Genomic DNA, 20,223 nt, shown 5'->3' with positions numbered 1-20,223 from the left:
CGTCCTGTATGAGAGGATGCACCCGTCATATTCCGGGCACGTTATAGGAGATGCAAGCCGTATTGTACTGATACCAATGAGCATGCCCTACATGTGACAAAACGATAGCACACGGATAAAGAATCATCCGATTCAAATCACAGAATACCGCAATACCCTGATGCCGCCCGATCTGATGGAACAATCGGGGGGGGCAAGTCCCACCTCATTTATGCAGGCCGTCACACAAGAGGCACACACAGACGGCCTGCATACATACTACGCCATTATTCAGGTCTGACAGTTTTCTCTCATCATCCGGGATTAACGATACTCGAAAGCGGGGGGGCAACATTACCCTGAAAACGTAGCATTTCCTCAAAAAAGGAAAAAATATCGTAAATGTTATTCTATCGGTTCGCCGCGGAGGAAGACGCCCGGCGCATCGGTGATTCGGCCCACAGGTCGGGCATCGGTAAAGATCTTCTGCACCACCGGCACCGACTCCTCCGGGACGATAAAGACATATCCCATGCCCATGTTGAAGGTCCGGTACATCTCTGCCTCTTCCACATCGCCCATTGACTGCATCCAGGGATAAATCGGCTGCGGGATGAGAGGGTCGGTGATCTCGTAGCCCCAGTCACCCAGACGCTTCAGGTTGAGCAGGCCGCCACCCGTGATGTGGCACATGCCATGCACATCACAGGCAGCGGTGACATCCAGTACACCCGCATAAATGCGGGTTGGGGGGGTAAGCAGTTCCTCACCAAGGGTAGTTCCCCACGGCATCTCCTGATCATAGCGTGCATAGGAATCCACCAGTTCACGGGCAAGGGTAAGACCGTTTGAATGAATCCCTGAGGACGGCACACCCACAATGACATCGCCTGCAGTTATTGTCTCTCCGGTGATGATCGCATCCTGTTTCTGGATGCCCAGACAGGTGCCCGCCACGTCAAGGCCGGTCACCATGCCCTTCAGGGTCGCTGTCTCGCCGCCGATGATCGTCATATTTGCCTGCCGGGCCCCCTCGTTTAAGCCCATGCCCACCTGCTCCATCTTCGTTATGGAGAGTTTATCGGTGGCCACATAATCGACAAAGGCAACGGGCTCGATATTCATCACATAGAGGTCGTTTACGTTCATCGCAATGCAGTCAATGCCGATGGTGCTCCAGTCCTCCATCACATCGGCAACCAGCATCTTGGTGCCGACACCGTCCACCGCCATCGCAAGATAGTAGTCGCCAAACTCAATCAGACCGGCAAAATGCCCACTGCCGCCCGCCGGTGCGCAGTCACCTTCCCGCCGGAAGGTCATGGTGGAGACGAGTGCCTTCACCGCCGTTGCCTCCAGCCCGATATCCACGCCCGCTTCACTGTATGTATGTTTTCTGATGAGTCCTTTCATCTTTAACTCTCCTTTGCAAGCCCGAATTCATCATGCAGCACACGGACGGCCCGCTGCCCGTCTGCCTGTTTCACCACAAATGAGACATTCACCTCAGATGATCCCTGCGAGATCATCATGAGGTTGATCTTCTCACGCCCGAGGGCCGTGAATATCCGGCCGGATATGCCGGGTGAACCGGCCATACCGACGCCGACTACAGCAACCGCCACCACATTACGGTCATGTCCCACTTCCTGGATATATCCTCTCTGCATCACCTCATTGAGGGCGGCAAGGGCAGCGGCCAGGTGTTCATCATCCACAATGAGAGAGATATTTGCCTCAGACGACCCTGTGAGATCATCATGACATTCACCTCAAGCTCAGCCAGTGCGGAGAAGATGGCACGGGCAACTCCCGGTCGCCCGACCATCTGGCACCGGTGATGTTGATCAAAGAGACCTTGTCGATGTAGGTAATGGCCTTCACCACCCGGTGGTCGGGTGTGCTCGTGTCCATCACACAGGATCCTGCTGCCGCCGGATTGAAGGTATTTTTTACCCGGACAAGGATTCCTCTCTGCATTGCCGGTTCAATGGAACGCGGATGCAGCACCTTTGCCCCCCCGAAAAACGAGAGTTCCATCGCCTCGTGATATGAGACACTGGGGGGGAGCACACGCGCGTCCTCAATCAGCCGGGGGGGTCAGCGGTCATCACCCCGTCTACGTCGGTCCAGATCCAGATCTCATCTGCATCGATGGCAGCACCTACGATAGCAGCCGAATAGTCTGAACCGCTGCGCCCGAGGGTCGTCACGATCCCGTCACCGGTGCAGCCCATGTAGCCCATGATAACCGGCACCGAATCCCCCCCGAGAAGCGGGATGACGTGGGACTGGATGTGGGTTCTGCTCTCCGGCAGGACCGCGGCACATCCGTGCCGGTCTGTCGTCCGGATACCAGCCTCACAACCGCTCAGTGCCAGTGAGGGGGGGACACCCGCTTCCCGCAATGCCGCAGAGACAATGAGGGCGGAGAGGCGTTCCCCCCCAAACGATATGATATAATCACGCGATCGGGGGGGGTCAGCTCCCGCAGATTATGGACAGCGGTAAGAATATTCTTCAGGTTACAGAGCCGCTCATCGATGACCTCCATAACAGTGTCATATTCACCGGGTGCCACTGCCTGAACCACCTTTCCGTGCCGTGTCCGCATTGAGGTAATAAACGTATCAATGGGCGGATCATCACGTACACCTTCAATCTCCGCCGCGATTGCGTGGAGCTGATCGGTAACTCCAGACATCGCTGAAACCACCACACAGAGCTCATTGCCCGCAGTATGGTAATGGTTTAGTATTCCGACAACACGGCCGATACATTCCTGATCACCGACCGAAGTGCCGCCAAATTTCATTAAAAGCCTCATTTTGGCTCCACTATCCTATCTATTTCTTTATGTAAGTATACGGCATAATGGTTAATATCATGCCTGGAGATCATGTGACTGACTGCCATGTGCTTGTCATCGGCAGCGGCGGAGCGGCTGCAGGGCGGCACTTGAAGCCAGCCAGTATGGCGAAACAGTGCTCCTTTCGCGGACGCTGACGGGAAAAGGCGGATGCACCGTCATGGCAGAAGGAGGATATAATGCAGTCCTTGCAGAAGAAGATTCTACAGGACTCCATTTTGAAGACACCATGCGCGGGGGGGGCATACCTCAACGACCCGGAACTGGCAGAGACGCTGGTGACCGAGTCACCGGACCGTTTCCGGGATCTTTCTGCTTGGGGCTCGGTCTTCGATGTGGAGGAAGACTGCGTACCGGCACAGCGTCCCTTCGGTGGCCAGCGCTTCAGCCGCACCTGCTATGCAGGTGACCGCTCGGGCCACGAGATGATTGCCACCCTCACCGAACAGATACGAAATACCGGAATCCGGCAAATGCAGGAGACGAGCGCCATCGACCTCCTCATGGACGACCGGCGTGTGGCAGGCGCCGTCACCCTGGACGGGGGGGACGGCAATCTCGGAGTCATCACTGCTGATGCAACCGTGCTTGCCACCGGCGGCGGCACCCGGTGCTATGACATATCCACCAACTGTGCCGCGGGGGGGACCGGAGACGGCTTTGCCCTCGGATACCGGGCGGGGGGGGCCACCCTCATTGATATGGAAATGGTGCAGTTCCACCCGACCGGGGGGGCCGTCTATCCCCCCCCGATTCACGCGGCCGCCTCATCACCGAGGCGTCCGCGGGGGGGAAGGAGGAGTTTTGAAGAACAGCCTCGGGGGGGAACGGTTTATGGAACGCTATGACCCGGAGAGAATGGAGCTCTCCACCCGTGATGTGGTCTCGCGGTCCATCACAACTGAGATCCTTGAAGGCCATGGCAGTGAACATGGGGGGGGTGTCTATCTGGACGTGACTCACCTGCCGGCAGCAGAGATTGAACGCCGGCTGCCGGTCATGCTTGAACAGTTCCTCCAGTTCGGTGTGGACATCCGGACCCAGCCGATGGAGGTCGCCCCCCCACCGCACACCACCTCATGGGCGGACTGAAAATAACCCCCCCCGATTCGGCCACCACACTCCCTGGTCTCTATGCCTGCGGTGAAGTGACCGGCGGCATCCACGGGGGGGCCAACCGCCTCGGCGGTAACGCCCTCGCAGACACCCAGGTCTTCGGGAAACGTGCCGGAGAGTCTGCAGGAAAGACCCCCCCTGCTGCCAACATCTCGGTGGATATCGACGAGGTGCTCGCAACAGAGGCTGCACGCTGTGACGCCTACTGCAACGGTTCCACACCCCCCCGCATGAGATCACCCGTGAACTAAAGCATGCGATGTGGGATCATGCCGGTATCTTCCGGACAAAAGCAGGCCTGCAGGAGGCAGAGGCCACCGTCAGTCGCCTCCAGAATCTGGTGCCGAAGGCAGCCGACCGCCGGATGCTGGGCGAGTGCTGCACCGTTACCAATATGCTCACGGTCGCACGCCTGATCATCCATGGCGCCATCCTCAGAGAGGAGTCACGCGGTGCCCACGTCAGGCAGGACATCACACAGGACTGGACACCCGCAGACTCACCCTTTGGCCATACGGTGCAGTCACTGTTTGGGACTGCCATTGAAGATAAAAGAGGTGCAGTATGAACACGATTACCTTTACCATCGAACGCTTTGACCCGGAGACCGACCCGGCACCACATATCGAAACCTATACTGTTGAAATAAACGAGGGCGCACGAGTGCTGCACGCCCTCCACGCGGTGCGGGAACAGTGTGACCCGTCCCTTGGATACCGCTACTGCTGCGGGTCGGGGGGGCAGTGCGGCAGCTGCACGGTTCGGGTAAACGACGAACCGGTGCTTGCCTGTATGCACGAGGCATATGACGGGATGGCAGTCGCCCCCGCTGAACCTCCCGGTGGAGCGTGACCTCAAGGTGGAGATGAAGAGTTATCTGCAGGACCTTGCAGGCATCACACCGGGTATCTTCTCGGGCTTCCTGACGATGGACGCAAACGAGGCGATACGACCCATCCGGGACTGTATCGAATGTCTCGCCTGTGTCTCCGAATGTCCCGCAGTTGCAGTCACCGAATTTACAGGCCCGACTGCGATGCGCCAGGAGATGCGTATTGCCCTTGACCCCCGGGACGATCGGGACCGTGCAACACTCACCGTCGACAAGGGTCTGTTTACCTGCACCACCTGCCAGCGTTGTCTGGAAGTCTGCCCGAAACATATTGTGATTCCGGGGGGGAAGGCCATTGAGAAACTGCGGGAGATCGCGCACCGAGAGGGGGGGCTCACCCTACCGAAGCACCAGACAGTCTCAGACATGGTCCGCGCCACCGGCCGGAGTGTGGACCGTATCATGCCCACCGTGCTGGAGCAGATGCCTGAGGTCATCGAACCAGTGGGCGAGGTCAGGGGGGGGAGGTAGGGTTCTTTGTCGGCTGTATGTACAACGGCCGCCTCCCGGACACTGCCCTGAAGATGCTCGCTGTACTACGCAGAAACGGCATCCGTGTGATCATACCGCCGGAACAGGTCTGCTGCGGGTCTCCCCTGATCCGGACCGGCCAGACGGAATTAATCCGCGGACTCAAACGGATCAATATCGGATGCTTCACCGACCGCGGCATTGAAACGGTCCTCACCATGTGCGCCGGCTGCGGTTCTACCCTGAAAAATGACTATGACACACCCTTCCGGGTCATCGATATCAATGAACTGCTAATCGAATACGGCATCGAAGCACCGGTCTCCACCTCGGTGCCCATGACCTACCATGACCCCCCCTGCCACCTCCGCCGGGGGACAGGGTGTCATCGAAGAGCCGCGGGCCCTTCTCCGGAAGCTGACCGATGACTTCCGCGAGATGCCCGCACGCTGTTGCGGGGCAGGCGGAGGTGTACGCTCCGGGCTCCCCCCCGATGTGGCGGCAGACCTTGGCCGGGACCGGCGGGAAGCAATCGCTGCGACCGGTGCTGCAACCATCGTCACCTCATGCCCGTTCTGCGAGTTCCATATCGGTGAACATTCTGCTGTCCCCGTCATCAATATCACGACCCTGCTCTTTGAGGCATACGAAACAAAGGACGACACGTCAGGAGAGGATAGCGACTGGAAGGATCTCCCCCCCTGCAGAAACGTCGAATAACAATACAAAATAAACCGATCCAATGAGAAAAGGGGGGGACCCCCCCCATCTCTTTTCAATATGTCCGGGTGTTCTGCTGACCGTCAGTTTGCTGCCGTGGCGGTCGTATTCTCTAATCCTTCCCGGTATTTCACAGTGATATAGATTGATTTTATCAGTGCGTCTGCTTCAGCGGCAAACGTCGGGTTCGGGCTCAGCGCCGCCGCCTGCAGGGCAGGTACGGCCGGTTCTCCGATCCGGACAATCACTTCTTTCACCTTCTGTGTGTCAGAATCCCCCGTTCGAGGGCATCAAGTAAGGAGGGCACCGCTGGGGGGGCACCCATACCCACCAGAGTCGTCCCACAGATGGACCGGGTGTCCGTGTCATCTGAATCCAGGGCGGCAACAAGCGGTGGAATCGACGGGGTGCCTATCTCCTGAAGAATGAAGGCACCGTATATCCGGGGTCTTGTTGTCACCGGTCGTAAAGGAGTCGATGATCGGCTGCACCGCTGGTTCACCAACCTGCGTGAGCAAGGTAATGGCGGCCAGTTCCGTGTCCTTGTCACCGGACGAGAGGGCCTGTATCTGCTGGTCGATTGCGTCGCCGGTGTCGTCCCCCCCTCCCGTGCTACTCTGCGTGCATCCGCAGATGCAGACCGCGAGGAACAGGAGAATGAGAGCACCGGCCTTCAGTGCCGGAGATGCTTGCATATGTACCCATTTTGCCGTAAAAAGAGAAAAATCCCCCCCCACGGGGAATGAGAGAAAAAGAATAAGAGTGACTCTTCAGCGGTTTCGCAAGAGATACTGGTATGCCTCAAGCGCTGCTTTGGCTCCCTCACCTGCGGCGACGATCACCTGTTTGCCATGTATCTCCGTGATATCACCTGCCGCAAAGACACCTGGCCGCGAGGTGGTGCAGTTCACATCAATCATGACCTCACCCCCCCGGTCGTTCATCGCCACGAAATCTTCTAAAAAGCCGTTATTCGGTTGATGCCCGATGGCAAGGAAGATGCCATCAACCGCAAGCCGGGTCTCTTTGTTTGTCTCCGGGTCGGTGATGGCAATGCCCTGCACCAGGGTATCCCCCCCGTGGATGGTGGTCACCACCGCCGGTTTATGGGTGATGATATTTTCAACGGATGCATACTCCTTCCGGTATATTTCATCTGCCCGCAGCTCTGAGCGGACAATGAGGTGCACCTCTTTTGCAATGCCACTCATCTCGATGGCGGTTGTGAGGGCATAGTTGCCGCCGCCAACGACCGCGACCGTCTTTTCGGCAAAGAGTGGGCCGTCGCAGGTGGAACAGATGCTCACCCCCCCCGGCCGATGAACCGTTTCTCCTCAGGAAGCCCCCCCAGCCACCGTGGACGCAGACCGGAGGTGATGATGACAGCCCGGCCCGAAAAACTTCGTGCAGAGGCAGTCTCTGCCACAAACTCCCCCTTCTTCATTCTCCCGCAGGGCGATAACCGAGTCCAGTTCAAGGGTGATGCCCGCCTCCTCACGCACCTTCTCCTCAAACTTCTGCATCAGTTCCCCCGCCGGTTACCAGACGGAATCCCATGTAATTCTCGATGGCCCACGATTCCAGGGCCTGACCCCCGATATTCTCCGTGAGCACAAGGACAGAGAGCATCTTCCTTGAGGCATACATCGCGGCCGTGAGACCGGCAGGCCCGCCACCGATGACAATCATGTCATAGATGTCCGGTGCCTCCCCCGTCTCAAAGAGTTCGCGGAACCGTTTCACATCAAACCCAACGATGACCTCCCCGTCCACCACGGTGACCGGCACCCCGTACTGGCCGGACAGATTCACCATCTCTTCTGCAGCGTTTTTGTCACGGCCGACATCGACCTCGGTGAAGGGTACCCCCCCCAGACGGGAGAGGTAGCCCTTGGTCAGGCGGCAGTACTGGCACCCCCCCTCAGTAGAATACACAGTGACATTTGGCATATGTCCCTCTATACCACAGAGACAGATAAGACTTCCCGGCCCGGCCAAAAAATAAGTTATTCAATCAGTTCAAACTTCGTGCCCGGAATACCACAGATAGGGCAGCGCTCCGGCACTTCACCGAGGACAACATTGCCACAGAACGGACAGAGATGGACGACAGATGCCTCCAGATCGCCTCCGGCCTTCACGGCAGCCAGTGCCTTGGTATAGAGGCCTGCGTGCACCTCTTCTGCCTTCATCGCATGGGTAAAGACCGTCCGTGCCTCAGCAGCATCTTCGACCGTTGCTTCCTCAATAAAGGAGGGATACATCGTGGTGTACTCGTGTGTCTCCCCTTCAACAGCACCGGCGAGATTCTCCTCCGTTGAACCCACCGCCTTCAGGGCCCCAAGAAGACGCCGTGCATGAATTTCCTCTGCCTTTGATGCGGCTGCAAAGAGTTTTGCTACGACCGGATATCCTTCATCCTTTGCCTTTACGGAATAATTTGCATACCTGCGGTTTGCCTGTGATTCTCCGGCGAACGCTCCCAGGCATTCTCTTCTGTTGTCATAGTAATCTCTGACCTCTTCCTCGTTGATAGGAGTAAAACGGACACGCTCCGTATTAAACTCTTCGCTGGTCACGGGACAAACCCTGCATACCGTCACCGTTTTATTCCCGGTTTGCGATTCTCTGTCTATAGACTAAAACAGGTAGGGGGGGGAAAAGAGGCAATATGGCAGTAAAAAGGATGCGGGATACCGAGACGATCGACCGGCCACGGGAACGAATCGCCGCAAGCGGGCCGACGGTTCTGGAGAACCACGAGCTTGTTGCGGCAATCATCGGCAAGGGAATCCCCCCCGGCCGTGACGTATACATAATCGCAAACGATATCATCGCTCTTCTGGATGAGAAGGGGACAGAGATGTCCTACACCGACCTGATGGAGGTCCGGGGCATCGGGAGAGTCGGGCATCCCAGATGGTCGCCGCCTTTGAACTGGCCCGCCGCTACATCAAAAAACCGGGCACCACCATCTCACGGCCCGAGGATATCCTGATGATGACCACCGACCTGCTCCACAAACACCAGGAACACTTCATTGCCTTCACCCTCAACGGAGCGGGTGAAGTGATACGGCGCCACACCATAACGAAGGGTACACTCACCCATTCCCCGGTGCACCCCCCCCGTGAGGTCTTCGCCCCCCCGCCCTCACTGACCGGGCCGCCTCGGTAATCTTTGTCCACAACCATCCCTCCGGCAACACAGAACCTTCAGACGCTGACATCACCATCACCCGCACACTCGCCGAGGCAGGAGAGATCCTCGGCATCCGCGTACTCGACCATGTAATCGTTGCAAAAACGGGTCACACCAGCCTGAAGGAGCAGGGCCTCTTCTGAAACAGGAGGGGGGGACTTCATAAAAATGAAACCAAGATGCAAAAAGGGGGGGCGGTGCCCCCCGACCGCTCACTCTCCCATATCACGGGCAATAAGTTCACCCATACGGTATCCCTTTTCATAGGCGGCCTTCATCACATCAGTCCGTGTCGTGATGTCGATCACCTCATCCATATTATTCTGCAGCACCTCACCCCCCCAGTAGGGACAGTCGATAACATGACCAAAGGCCTTCATGGAAAGGATGATCCCGTCAAAATCATGTTCAATATTCTCCCCCCCGCCGATGCTTAAAAGAAGCATCCTGCGGTGCGCCTTCTTATCAGGGGAAACCAACGGATCATTCCGGAAATACTTCGCCATAAAAAAGACCTGAAACCGGTCCATGAATGACTTCAGGGCACCCGGAATGCCCATTGTCATCACCGGTGTGGCCACGATGAGACCGTCAATATTCCGGAATTTTTCGAGATACGGGGGGGTCACATCATCATTGATACCACAGGCGGCATGCTCCTGACAGTAGAGAATCTCTTTGCACGGGCTGAAGTTCAGCTTGGCACAGGAACAATCTCAACCTCGCACCCTGCATCACGGATTCCCCCGCACCGCTTCATTCATCAGCTTTGCCGTATTCCCCTTCGGACGGGGGGGACTTCCCAGAAGGGCAATAATCTGTGGGGGGGCCATCGGGGGGGAGACTAGGGTGCTAATCCAGATAATCATTCCTGAAGGCAGACCGGCAGGGAGTATCTACCAGTTATTATCATCCGGGAAAGATTTATTACACCGTAGTCAGATGTAGGCACAGAGGTGATTGTCCATGAGTGAAAGCCCCCAAGCGAGTGAAAGCTGGCGAAAAAGTCGGACCGGGAACATACCAATGTGTTGATTGTGGCCTTGAATTTGCCATCGATGAGTCTGACAAGGATCTCAGAAAATGCCCCACATGTGCCTGTGAGTATTACAACTGTTTCCCGATGACGCATATCAGGGAAGATATCAGGACCCCCCCGGAAGATGTCAGGCACCCCCCAAAACGCTGAGATGATAGGATCAAAATAGAGGGAGTTTGCATCCCCCCCCGACCACGGAGTGAAGAAAAATGGTAAATGTGGAAAGTGAAGGTCAAAAATTTGAATGTGAGATCTGCGGGAACATTGTTGAAGTAGTTGAAGTGGGCGGGGGAGAACTCGTCTGCTGCGGCGAGCCGATGGCCCTGCAGGAGTGAGAGTATGGATGCACAGCTCAAAGAACTGGAAGAGGAGATCGGTAAGGTCCCGTTAATTGTGAAGAAGTGGGCAGATGAAGATCCGGACCTAAAGGACTGGGTCACGTCGATGGACAAACTCATCTGGAAAGACGGGAAACTCTCCCGCCAGACAAAGAAAATCATTGCCATCTGTGTGGCGGCAGCCTCCGGGACCGGCACGCGGTCCGGGCTCAGGCGGCGGGAGCATCCGGCCTTGGTGTCGACTACGAGAGGTGGAAGAGGCACTCAGGGTGACCTTCCTGCTCGCAGGTATGCCGGCCTATACCTATGGGCGCACCGCAATCGACGACCTGATGAAAAAATAATCCACCCGGGCAGTCCCGGCCAACCCCCCCCCTGTTCGCTACCATATTCGATGATCTGTACAGAAGAGCGGAGCGGTTATCTGCGGAACGTGTTCTTTCTGCCCTTTTGCCGGTGAGAATGAGACAAATGATATGACCCTACCGCTGAACACCACCGGGGTCATGGTGAAATGAGGAATACCTATGTGTGACGACGAGACGTTTGACGATTACCTCTGTTGTCAGGGAGGGCCGGTACTGAACGAACCGGCACCGGAATTCTCCGCTGTGACAACACATGGACCAATGGAACTGGAAGATTACCGGGGGGGAAAATGGGTAGTGCTCTTCAGCCACCCGGCAGATTTCACCCCCCCGGTCTGTACCACCGAGTTTATGGCACTTGCAGGGGGGGTCTATGAGGAGCTGAAGGCACTGAATGCGTGGCTCATCGGGCTCTCCATTGACTCGGTACATGCCCATATCGGGTGGATCAGAAACATTAAGGAACAGATGGGAGTCGACATTCCCTTCCCGGTCATTGCCGACCTTGATATGAATGTAGCCCGACTCTATGGCATGATCCAGGAAGGGGCAAGCAGCACCGCGACGGTGCGTTGCGTCTTTTTTATTGACCCGGAGGGAATTCTGCGGGCCATGATCTACTATCCGCTCACAAACGGGCGATATATCCCTGAGATTGTCCGGCTGGTGAAGGCGCTCCAGACAACAGATGAGAAGGGTGTCGCCACCCCCTGCCAACTGGCAACCGGGTGACAGAGTGGTCGTGCCTCCGCCTGCCACCCAGGAAGCGGCAGAGGCCCGCCTGAAAGAGGGCTACGACTGCAAAGACTGGTATCTCTGCTACAAAGATATCTGAATATACCCCCCTTTCATACCAAGATTGATGTGACATTTGTCGGGAGGTTTATGGGCGAGAAGGATCCATCTTCCATCAGGAAATGTCCTCATGCCAATGCAGCGTACCGAGGTTCCGTCGCTCAAAAGCGCCTGGATCAAGACAAAAGAGTATCAGCTCCTTGCCATTCTTGAAGAGGAGTACGGCTTCAAACATGTGACCAGCCGTTCCCTTATCCATTTAATGAACGAATTCGCTGAAGAATCCTATGGCTGGCACCGCAATGACATGCAGATCATCCACCATGCAGTGGATATGCGTGAGCCGCCGGGCCGGGCATTCGGAGAGATGCCCCTGCGCCCGGTATTCCTCACAATCTCGGATCCTGAAGATGCAATGGCATTTGATAAGGGAGGTTTGCAGGGAATGCGACAGCACAAACTGATACGCCTTGCCCGTGAGGCCTATGATCAGGGAGGCCTGTTAACCCAGCATGACCTCGCACTATTGCTCACCACCTCATCACGCACCATCCAGCGCGACATCAAGGAACTGAGATGCGCAGGCATACGACTGCCGACACGGGGGGGTGCCATCCACGAGTACGGCCATATACCGTCCATACGCACGGTCTGTGTGGATTGCTATCTCTGCAATGAAGAAGTGGACAATACCGCTGAGGAATGTGGTGTTTCTACTGATATGGTGCGCAAGTACCTCCGCCAGTTTTCTGATACCGTGGTGTTATATGCACGGAGTTATCGGGCAAATGAGATCATTGAGGTAACAGGCATCCCTGAGAAGGTGGTCGGGGGGGAGTTTCTTATCCTCTATGAATGCCACAAAAACCAAAAGAGTCTGCGACTTAAGGAATTATTCACCCACTGCACACCGGGCATCATCCAGCGCCCTGCCCCCATTTGCCCCCAGATAGCTCACATAGGATCAGACAGATGTCCTTATAGGAGATGCAGTCAATCACGAATTGGTGCCTACGTGGCAGGAAAGGTTCTAAATATCCACAGGCACAATAATCAGACAATTTTTCCCAAAAAACTAATTTTAAGCAATAATTGAATTTATCACGATTTTGTAATAGATACAGGCATACGAAAGTTTTAATACTCATTGGCGTAGAGATAGGGATGACAAATGTCGCATAGTGTACCCACACCGATGACCCGGACAAGACGGGGGGGCAGGCATTCGGGAATGTGTCCGATCTCCTATCAAATCCGGTGAGATGGTGGTCTGTGATGGAAAAATGATCCCAGGCGGCAGTACGCGGATCTATCAGGTCCGGGCAGCGACTTGTGAAGATCCGCGAGTGAAGACCCGTTCATCGAACGTGACACTGCGAAGTAATTCAGGAGGTACTACAATCTCCTTTATTCAATCGTAACTGGAGTCAAATCATCACAATAACCACCAGATGCACAGTAGTTCAGAAAACTGGTGCCGGAGCACCAGATACACCACATACACCAGCCAAGGAGGCACACTAATGACAACATATACCGTAACACCCAATCAGGACATGATCAAGCCCCCCCGGATCGCAGAAGAGAAACTTCCAGGTTCAGCACGGGCAGTCATGGAGATCCTTGAAGACCATGAACCCCCCCGGACATTCTCAGAGATATCCAGTCAGGTCGCATGGGCACCACGCACGGTCAGAAATGCACTGCGCAGGCTCATCGAAGAGGGGGGGTTTGTGGTCAGGAAGTTTAACTTCACTGACGCACGCCAGGTCTTTTACCTGCGCCCATAGGCACGAGGACAACAAGAATATTACTCAAAAATGAGCGGGAGACTGCAACCTCCTGTTTCATCTGCCATAGGGAGAGGAAATGCCAGATCCCCCCCTTCGGTTATTTTTATACATGGGCAATACCAGATTCCTTCCCGGATATCTTTTTTAGTATCTTCATATCGGACCCCCCCATGCCCCCCCGATCGCGGAGAGAGGGTTACTCCTGTTGGAAACCCTAAAGTAGGATTCCTGCGAACAGTGCCTTAATGGGAGTCAATGTTCTTGCCTTTGCGACAAGTCCTCGGCGGCACGGAAACTCTGAGACGCTTCTTGATGCCCTCCTCGGGGGGGCAATGGCAAAAGAAGAGAACGTTACAGTGGAGAAGTATGCACTCGATGAGATAGATATCCAGCCCTGCCGGGGATGCAATGCCTGCGAAGAACTCAACCGTTGTATCATTGATGATGACGACCTTGGCTGGGTGCTGGAGAAGATCATCGCAGCAGACATTGTGGTGATGGCCTCACCGGTCTTCTGCATGGGAATGTGCGCCCAGGCAAAAGCCCTTGTCGACCGGATGCAGGTGCTGCGGTCCCGGAAATACGTGCTCCATCTCCCTGTCATCCCTGCAGAGCGGCAAGGCAAACGACTGGGAGCGTTTCTCTCCACCGCCGGGCAGGACTGGGACTATGTCTTCGATGGTCTCATTCCTTCGGTGAAGTGTTTCTTCCATGTAATGGAGATCAAGAACCGGGATATCTCATACCTGATGGTGAACAATGTGGATAAGATGGGTGCGCTTGCCGCCCACCCGACGGCGACCGCGGATGCAGTTGCCCTGGGAAAGCAGATGATAGAGGAGATTAAAACACGGCTTGCCGGGGGGGAAGAGAGGGATATGCAGGAAGACAAAAAGACTGAACCAAAAAAGGATGGGCCGCATGAACCTCCGCACCGGACGACCACTACGGGTGCTGGGCATATCGGGAAGTCCCCCACCGGGGGGGCGGGAACACCGAACAGCTGCTTGATCGTTTTCTGGAGGGAGCAGCGGACGCCGGGGGGGGAGACCGAGAAGATCATTCTCTCCACCCTTGACTACCGCTCCTGCCGGGGGGGTGCAATGCCTGCCACAGGACCGGTGTCTGCATCATCAACGATGACCTCATACCGATTCTCACACAGAAAGTCCCGGAGGCAGATGTCGTTGTCCTGGCCTCTCCCATATACTCAATGTCCATCACCGCAGAGATGAAGGCGTTCATTGATCGGGCACATACCATCTGGGCACAGAAGTTCAAGCTCCATCAGGTGCACTTCGATGAAGAGCACTTCACGACCCACCCCCCCGGCTACTTCCTTGCAACCGCAGGGATGGAGCGGCCCGATATCTTTGACTACGCATATCCCATAATCACCGCATTCTTCAACGGCTTCGGCTGCGGCTACACCCCCCCGGACCACAATATCACCGCACCCGGCATGGACCGCTGGAGTGGTATCCAGGGACATCCCACCGCCCTCACGTTTGCATACACGGCAGGAAAGGAAGCAGTATTACAGCTTGAAAAGATGCAGAAGGAGACCGGAACCGGAGAGCAGGATGAATAAACCAATTCTTTTTCGAGTGTGCGCACCCGGACATGCTGTTTGTTCACTCATGCAAGCTGCGGTGTACGATTCTTGTCATTTTGGGCAAAAATCCCGCCATATGGTTAAGTAACGTATAAATTACTCCCAAAAGGGTCTGCGACCGGGAAAAACACGTCCACACAGAAGCCCGGAGTGGCCTGATCTCAGTCAAGACAACCCATATGTCCTCAAAAAATATTCGCCAATAGCAACCGCCAAATAGTCCTCAATTAACCGTCATTTTAGCAAATGAATGATATTATAACCGTATTTTTCAGGCAGTAAAAATGGCCGAAAAATACGCCCATTTTGCCCTCAAATTCCCCCCCCATATAGGAAACCAAAAAGAGTGAACAAAGGGTGCCCAAACAGGGAGAGGACAGGCATCCATCCAACCGGATTTGCACACTTACGCACATCTTCTTTTGCTTCGCAGCAATTCTCCAGAGCCCGTAATACAGGAACAGATCTGGAAAAAGCATATTCCATCTCAGTTATCGATGTGCGACCGGGAATTTTCAGCTGATGAGACTGAGAAAGGGATGAATCCTATCAGTCCACTCAAGATTCTTAAAGACCCTGATAATTCCATCATCACAACCCCCCCCGATTACCACCAGATCATACTCTGTCCCCCCCGCCGGAACGATCCCGGTAACCGCACGGCTGTCAGCCGATACCGCCGCCACCGGCACAAAAACTGAGGTCACCCGGTCATCATCCACCGTCACCCGCACATATCCCAACTCATGATCAGCACTCGCTGCGTGGCCTTCCGCCTTGTCCCCGGTAAGATTGTACATCATCCACCCCCCGTTGCCGCGATCACGTAGTGAATGCCATTCACCACATAACGCTGGTAGCATGGACATGCCCGTTAAAGACCATATCAACCTGGTATTCCTCGAATACCGGCACCCAGAGTTCACGAATATCCGTCCATCCGCCAGGATGCCGGGTCCCGGAACTGTACGGTGGATGGTGAAAGGAAACAAATGTCCGGCCCGCCGGATTCTTGTCCCGGTTCTCCTTTAGATCCGCTCTGAGCCATGCCGTCTCTTCCTCCATGTGCGGCGTCGCCCAGTCATTTGAGTCCAGCACCACGAAGTGGGAGCTCCCGCAGTCAAAGGAATACCACTCCGGCATACCGAAGGTGTCGTACCAGACGGTCGCATTATTTTCATGATTACCCAGCACCGGCATGACGGGCATATCAGCAAAGAGCGTCCTCCCCCCCGCGGTAAAGAAACGATCCCATTCGTCCCCCCCATCATCCACCACGCAGACCGTGTCACCGACGTGCATGACAAAAAGAGCGTCCGGTTCGTTTGCGGCAATCCGTTCTGCGACAAGCGCATGTCGTTCTGCCTGAGTGAAATAAGGGAGCTGTTCCTGGGTATCCCCCCCGTAGACTATGAAGGTGAACGGACCTTTTTCTGGAAAGGTTTGGAAGGTGTGATCACCGGACGTTTCCCCCCCGCCAACGGTGAGTGTATAATGGTAACAGGTATCCTGCTCAAGACCGGTGAGGCAGACATGTGGAGTGCTACCGCTGCATCATCCGTTACCTGCTGATCGTACCCGCCCGTCTCCCGATAGTGGGTATCGGTTGCATATGCGACTGTCCCCCCCCGCAGGAATGGCGCCCAGCAGTTCACCCACGTTTCGTTCACCGTCATGCCGGTCAGATACGGGCCATGACTGAAACCATACATATCCCTGCACTTTCCGTATCATCCTTCATCCCCCCCAGGGCAACGGTATCCGCCGCCCCCCCCACCCCCCCGGCAAAGCAGAGCACCAGAAAGAGCATGCATACCACACCGGTCCCCCCCGTTTCATTTCGCATCACCATTCATCCAGATAACCACCCGTTTTTTGCATATATCCTCTATCATCCATCACCAGATACTTTACGGGTTATTTCAGGCGGAGATTCTGCAATCAGACCAAAAAATGACAGATGAATGATGCCCCCCCTGCAGAACCCTTAACCCGGTCTAAAATGAACATTTCTTCTCCCCAATGAACAGCAATCCCCCCCCATTCCTATTCCCGGCAGCGACTCCGGGCTATTCTCATCGCATCCAGCGCCGCCACATTCATCCTGCCCTTTATCGGGTCAGCCATCAACATCGCCCTGCCGCTTATCGCGGCAGAGTTCATGGTGAGTGCAGACCTGGTCGGCTGGGTTCCGACGGCGTACCTGCTCGCGTCCGCCATCTTTCTCATCCCGTTCGGCAGGGTCGCAGACACCATCGGACAGAGACAGATTTTTCTGGCAGGCATCCTTGTGATGGCCGTCTCCCTCGTGGGTGCCGCCCTCTCTCCCGGTTTCTGGACGCTCTTCGTGATGATGTTTGTCGCAGGCATCGGGAGTGCGATGATCTATGCAACGGGCATCGCTCTTCTCACGATGAACTATCCCTGCATGAACGCGGGAAGGTCATCGGCATCAATACCGCGATTATATACATAGCCCTCGCCGCAGGGCCGTTCATTGGTGGCATCGTCACCGGCGTGTCCGGGTGGCGGGGTGTCTTCACCCTTGCCGCAGCCATCGCCGTTCTCTCCTTTATCCCCCCCAGCGTACGGGATATCCCCCCCGCAACAAAGGGAACCGGACGGCTGACCGGCAGATTCGATTATCCGGGAGCATGCATCTATGCAGTCGCCCTCATCCTCTTCATCACCGGTCTCTCCCTGATCCCCGACTGGAAGGGGGGGGAATACTCGCAGCAGCAGGCACCGGGGGGGGACTTGCAGCCTTTCTCTGGTGGGAAGGCCGGGCCAAAAACCCGGTCTTCGCGGTGCGGGCCTTTGCTGGCAACCGAGTATTCACCTACTCGAATATCGCTGCACTCATCAACTACGCCGCCACCTTCGCCATCGGTTTTCTGCTCTCCTTCTATCTCCAGGGAGTCAGGGGTTTTACACCCGATGCCGCGGGTATCCTCCTCGTCACCCAGCCCGTCGTGATGACCATCGTTGTCATCTTCTCAGGCAGACTCTCCGACCGGTTGAACCACGGATTCCCGCCACCATCGGCATGGCCGTGGTCGCAGGGGGCCCTTGCCGGGTTCGCGCTCCTCGGGCCGGAGACACCGCTCATTATCGTGGCAGCCCTCCTTGTCATCGTCGGGTTCGGGTTCGGCATCTTCTCCTCGCCGAATATGAACTCCATCATCAGTGCCCTGCCCGACCATGCCGCAGGTGTTGCTTCTGCCACCGCCGCCACGATGCGGGTCATCGGCCAGATGCTCTCGATGGCCATTGCAATGATGGTCTTCTCCATTGTCATCGGGGGAGGTGGAGATCGGCCCGGCAGTCATCAACGAACTCCTGCGTGCGGTCCAGGTCTGTTTTGCCATCTGTGCCTGCCTCTGTGGGGCGGGTATCTGGTTCTCTGCCGCACGGGGCAATCTGCGGGACGATTAGTACCCGGAGGCACCACCCCCCCCAACATTCATTCCTCTGCCAGCCCTAAACAGACATATACCGGAGAATTCCATGGATACCGTCACACCCCCCCAGCTTTCAGGACGCACCCTCGCCGCGATTCTTTTCGCCGTCTGCCTCGCCTCCTTTGCCACCCCCCCTTCATTTCCTCCGGGGTCCAGATTGCCCTGCCCTTCATCGCAGCGGCATTCGGCGTCCCCCCCGCCACCCTGCTGGGCTGGGTGCCGACCGCATTTCTTCTCCCCCCCTATGCGATGTTCCTTTTGCCCTTCGGAAAGACGGCGGACATGCTCGGGAGGCGACCATATTTCCTCGTTGGTATCGCGGTCATGGGCACCGGCCTCATCTGCGCCGGACTGGCACCGTCATTCGGTATTTTGATGGCAGGGATGGCCATTGCCGGGTTCGGGAGCGCGATGACCTTTGCCACCGCCCTGCCACTTCTGACCACGAATTATCCCCCCCTGCGGGAACGGGGAAAGATCATCGGCATCAATACCGCAGTCGTCTATGTGAGCCTCGCCGCAGGCCCCTTCTTCGGTGGCATCCTCACCGGTTTTCTCGGCTGGCGGGCACTCTTTCTTGCGACAGCCCCCCCGGTCATCCTCACCGCCCTTGTTGTCGGATATTCTGTCATTCCCAAAGATACCAGCAGTGCACCAAAAAGACTGTTTGATTACCCAGGAACCGTCATCTATGGCATCTCCCTCATCCTCATCATCGGCGGTGCCTCCCGCCTGCCCGCTCTCTGGGCAGCGGTCCTCACCCTGTCCGGTATCTGCGGTCTGGTTGGATTTTTTTTCTGGGAGACCCGTGCAGACGAACCGATCTTTCCCGTCCGGCTCCTCCGTGGCAACCGGGCATTCACCTTCTCGAATATTGCTGCACTCATCAACTACGCCTCTACCTACGCCGTCACCTTTCTGCTCTCCCTCTATCTCCAGTACGTCCGGCTCCTCTCCCCCCCGCAGGCGGCGGGCACCATCCTCCTTGCACAACCCATCCTCATGGCAGTGGCGGCACCTGTCGCGGGCAGACTTTCGGACCGCATTGAGCCCCCCCGGATACTGGCCACCACCGGCATGGGCATTGTCACTGCCTGCCTCTTTCTCCTGTCCTTCATCGGGACAGAGACGCCGGTCTCCCTCATCATGGCCGTGCTGATGCTGCTCGGACTTGGATATGGTATCTTCTCACCTCCCAATATGAACTCCATCATGAGCTCGGTCGGCAATGCACAGGCAGGCGTTGCCTCTGCCACCGCCGCCACGATGCGGGTATTGGGGCAGAATCTCTCCATGGCAGTGGCGATGATGGCCTTTTCCATGGTCATCGGGACAGTTGTCATCACCCCCCCGGACATCACCACGGAACTTCTCACCGCAACAAAATACGCCTTTACCGCCTTTGGGACACTCTGTGCAGCAGGCGTCTGGTTCTCTGCGGTGCGGGGGGGCAACCTCAGACCACGTCCTGCAGAAGAGACAACGTGAACGGATACTGCAATCAAATCATGGGGAAAAAAACGCAGGAAAAAATGATTTTTGCAGGGTAGAATTATGGCCCCCCCT

Annotated in this window: 17 protein-coding genes and 8 pseudogenes; 15 read left to right on the top strand and 10 right to left on the bottom strand. The window is 56.2% G+C overall.

Annotated features, from left to right (window positions below; translation table 11 throughout):
* Positions 1-384: 384 nt before the first annotated feature.
* The gene (gene purM / locus JCM10550_RS03020) at positions 385-1,392 is read right to left on the bottom strand and encodes a phosphoribosylformylglycinamidine cyclo-ligase (RefSeq protein WP_062396859.1); all 1,008 of its coding nucleotides are present in this window, start codon (positions 1,390-1,392) and stop codon (positions 385-387) included.
* Between the two features lie 2 nt (positions 1,393-1,394).
* Positions 1,395-2,794 (bottom strand): annotated as a pseudogene (locus tag JCM10550_RS03015) (aspartate kinase).
* Between the two features lie 71 nt (positions 2,795-2,865).
* Between JCM10550_RS03015 and JCM10550_RS24260 the strand changes: the two are divergent.
* Together JCM10550_RS24260 and JCM10550_RS03005 are read left to right on the top strand one after the other, a co-directional pair.
* A pseudogene (locus tag JCM10550_RS24260) lies at positions 2,866-4,532 on the top strand (fumarate reductase subunit A).
* Positions 4,529-6,047 (top strand): annotated as a pseudogene (locus JCM10550_RS03005) (succinate dehydrogenase/fumarate reductase iron-sulfur subunit). Before JCM10550_RS24260 ends, JCM10550_RS03005 begins: the two co-directional pseudogenes overlap by 4 nt.
* Positions 6,048-6,130: 83 nt before the next feature.
* Here JCM10550_RS03005 and JCM10550_RS18030 read toward each other — a convergent pair.
* Positions 6,131-6,295, bottom strand: a complete 165-nt coding sequence (locus JCM10550_RS18030; protein ID WP_157199873.1) for a hypothetical protein — start codon at positions 6,293-6,295, stop codon at positions 6,131-6,133.
* Positions 6,296-6,472: 177 nt separating this feature from the next.
* On the opposite strand from JCM10550_RS18030, the gene JCM10550_RS18025 reads away from it, so the two are divergent.
* Positions 6,473-6,793, top strand: a complete 321-nt coding sequence (locus JCM10550_RS18025) for a hypothetical protein (protein WP_157199872.1) — start codon at positions 6,473-6,475, stop codon at positions 6,791-6,793.
* A 24-nt stretch (positions 6,794-6,817) separates the two neighbouring features.
* Here the strand turns inward: JCM10550_RS18025 and JCM10550_RS02995 are convergent.
* Together JCM10550_RS02995 and JCM10550_RS02990 are read right to left on the bottom strand one after the other, a co-directional pair.
* Positions 6,818-7,997, bottom strand: a pseudogene (locus JCM10550_RS02995) (FAD-dependent oxidoreductase).
* Positions 7,998-8,053: 56 nt separating this feature from the next.
* Positions 8,054-8,626 carry a rubrerythrin family protein gene (locus tag JCM10550_RS02990; RefSeq protein WP_245618654.1) on the bottom strand — a complete coding sequence of 191 codons (573 nt, stop codon included), beginning with the start codon at positions 8,624-8,626 and terminating at the stop codon, positions 8,054-8,056.
* Between the two features lie 92 nt (positions 8,627-8,718).
* Between JCM10550_RS02990 and radC the strand changes: the two are divergent.
* Positions 8,719-9,391 (top strand): annotated as a pseudogene (radC, locus tag JCM10550_RS02985) (DNA repair protein RadC).
* A 69-nt stretch (positions 9,392-9,460) separates the two neighbouring features.
* Here radC and JCM10550_RS02980 read toward each other — a convergent pair.
* Positions 9,461-9,946: a flavodoxin family protein gene (locus JCM10550_RS02980; RefSeq protein WP_281175245.1), complete on the bottom strand. Its 486-nt coding sequence runs from the start codon at positions 9,944-9,946 to the stop codon at positions 9,461-9,463.
* Between the two features lie 36 nt (positions 9,947-9,982).
* On the bottom strand, positions 9,983-10,117 hold the full coding sequence (locus JCM10550_RS24255; RefSeq protein ID WP_281175232.1) for a hypothetical protein: 135 nt from the start codon (positions 10,115-10,117) through the stop codon (positions 9,983-9,985).
* A gap of 101 nt (positions 10,118-10,218) precedes the next feature.
* On the opposite strand from JCM10550_RS24255, the gene JCM10550_RS02975 reads away from it, so the two are divergent.
* The 8 genes and pseudogenes from JCM10550_RS02975 to JCM10550_RS02940 all read left to right on the top strand — a co-directional run bounded on the left by JCM10550_RS02975 (position 10,219) and on the right by JCM10550_RS02940 (position 15,172).
* Positions 10,219-10,437 (top strand): hypothetical protein, encoded by a 219-nt coding sequence (locus JCM10550_RS02975; RefSeq protein WP_062396857.1) that lies wholly within the window; start codon positions 10,219-10,221, stop codon positions 10,435-10,437.
* 59 nt (positions 10,438-10,496) lie between these two features.
* Positions 10,497-10,622 carry a desulfoferrodoxin FeS4 iron-binding domain-containing protein gene (locus JCM10550_RS02970; protein ID WP_062396856.1) on the top strand — a complete coding sequence of 42 codons (126 nt, stop codon included), beginning with the start codon at positions 10,497-10,499 and terminating at the stop codon, positions 10,620-10,622.
* A gap of 4 nt (positions 10,623-10,626) precedes the next feature.
* Positions 10,627-10,969 (top strand): annotated as a pseudogene (locus tag JCM10550_RS02965) (carboxymuconolactone decarboxylase family protein).
* Positions 10,970-11,152: 183 nt separating this feature from the next.
* A pseudogene (locus JCM10550_RS02960) lies at positions 11,153-11,828 on the top strand (peroxiredoxin).
* A 96-nt stretch (positions 11,829-11,924) separates the two neighbouring features.
* Positions 11,925-12,884, top strand: a complete 960-nt coding sequence (locus tag JCM10550_RS02955) for a DUF1670 domain-containing protein (RefSeq protein WP_062396855.1) — start codon at positions 11,925-11,927, stop codon at positions 12,882-12,884.
* A 427-nt stretch (positions 12,885-13,311) separates the two neighbouring features.
* Positions 13,312-13,578 (top strand): MarR family winged helix-turn-helix transcriptional regulator, encoded by a 267-nt coding sequence (locus tag JCM10550_RS02950; protein WP_245618653.1) that lies wholly within the window; start codon positions 13,312-13,314, stop codon positions 13,576-13,578.
* Positions 13,579-13,826: 248 nt separating this feature from the next.
* Positions 13,827-14,435: pseudogene (locus tag JCM10550_RS02945) on the top strand (flavodoxin family protein); the annotation flags it as partial.
* A gap of 299 nt (positions 14,436-14,734) precedes the next feature.
* Positions 14,735-15,172 (top strand): NAD(P)H-dependent oxidoreductase, encoded by a 438-nt coding sequence (locus JCM10550_RS02940; RefSeq protein WP_245618682.1) that lies wholly within the window; start codon positions 14,735-14,737, stop codon positions 15,170-15,172.
* 539 nt (positions 15,173-15,711) lie between these two features.
* Here the strand turns inward: JCM10550_RS02940 and JCM10550_RS02935 are convergent.
* Both JCM10550_RS02935 and JCM10550_RS16735 read right to left on the bottom strand, forming a co-directional pair.
* Positions 15,712-15,999, bottom strand: a complete 288-nt coding sequence (locus JCM10550_RS02935) for a hypothetical protein (RefSeq protein ID WP_157199871.1) — start codon at positions 15,997-15,999, stop codon at positions 15,712-15,714.
* 37 nt (positions 16,000-16,036) lie between these two features.
* On the bottom strand, positions 16,037-16,609 hold the full coding sequence (locus JCM10550_RS16735; protein WP_083475253.1) for a metallophosphoesterase: 573 nt from the start codon (positions 16,607-16,609) through the stop codon (positions 16,037-16,039).
* Here JCM10550_RS16735 and JCM10550_RS16730 point away from each other — a divergent pair.
* Complete coding sequence (locus JCM10550_RS16730; protein ID WP_157199870.1) at positions 16,493-16,768, top strand: hypothetical protein; 276 nt, start codon at positions 16,493-16,495, stop codon at positions 16,766-16,768. The two genes, JCM10550_RS16735 and JCM10550_RS16730, sit on opposite strands and share 117 nt — an antisense overlap.
* Before the next feature lie 109 nt (positions 16,769-16,877).
* On the opposite strand, the gene JCM10550_RS18020 is transcribed toward JCM10550_RS16730, so the two are convergent.
* A complete protein-coding gene (locus tag JCM10550_RS18020; RefSeq protein WP_157199869.1) occupies positions 16,878-17,042 on the bottom strand; it encodes a hypothetical protein in 165 nt (54 codons plus the stop codon).
* A 300-nt stretch (positions 17,043-17,342) separates the two neighbouring features.
* Between JCM10550_RS18020 and JCM10550_RS19485 the strand changes: the two genes are divergently transcribed.
* Together JCM10550_RS19485 and JCM10550_RS02915 are read left to right on the top strand one after the other, a co-directional pair.
* Positions 17,343-17,672: an MFS transporter gene (locus JCM10550_RS19485; RefSeq protein WP_245618681.1), complete on the top strand. Its 330-nt coding sequence runs from the start codon at positions 17,343-17,345 to the stop codon at positions 17,670-17,672.
* Positions 17,673-17,721: 49 nt separating this feature from the next.
* Complete coding sequence (locus tag JCM10550_RS02915) at positions 17,722-20,145, top strand: MFS transporter (RefSeq protein WP_245618652.1); 2,424 nt, start codon at positions 17,722-17,724, stop codon at positions 20,143-20,145.
* The last annotated feature ends 78 nt before the right edge of the window (positions 20,146-20,223 follow it).

Origin of the sequence: Methanogenium cariaci JCM 10550, from assembly GCF_001315945.1 — an archaeon.
GTDB lineage: Archaea > Halobacteriota > Methanomicrobia > Methanomicrobiales > Methanomicrobiaceae > Methanogenium > Methanogenium cariaci.
This window is presented reverse-complemented; position numbering and strand designations above follow the sequence as displayed.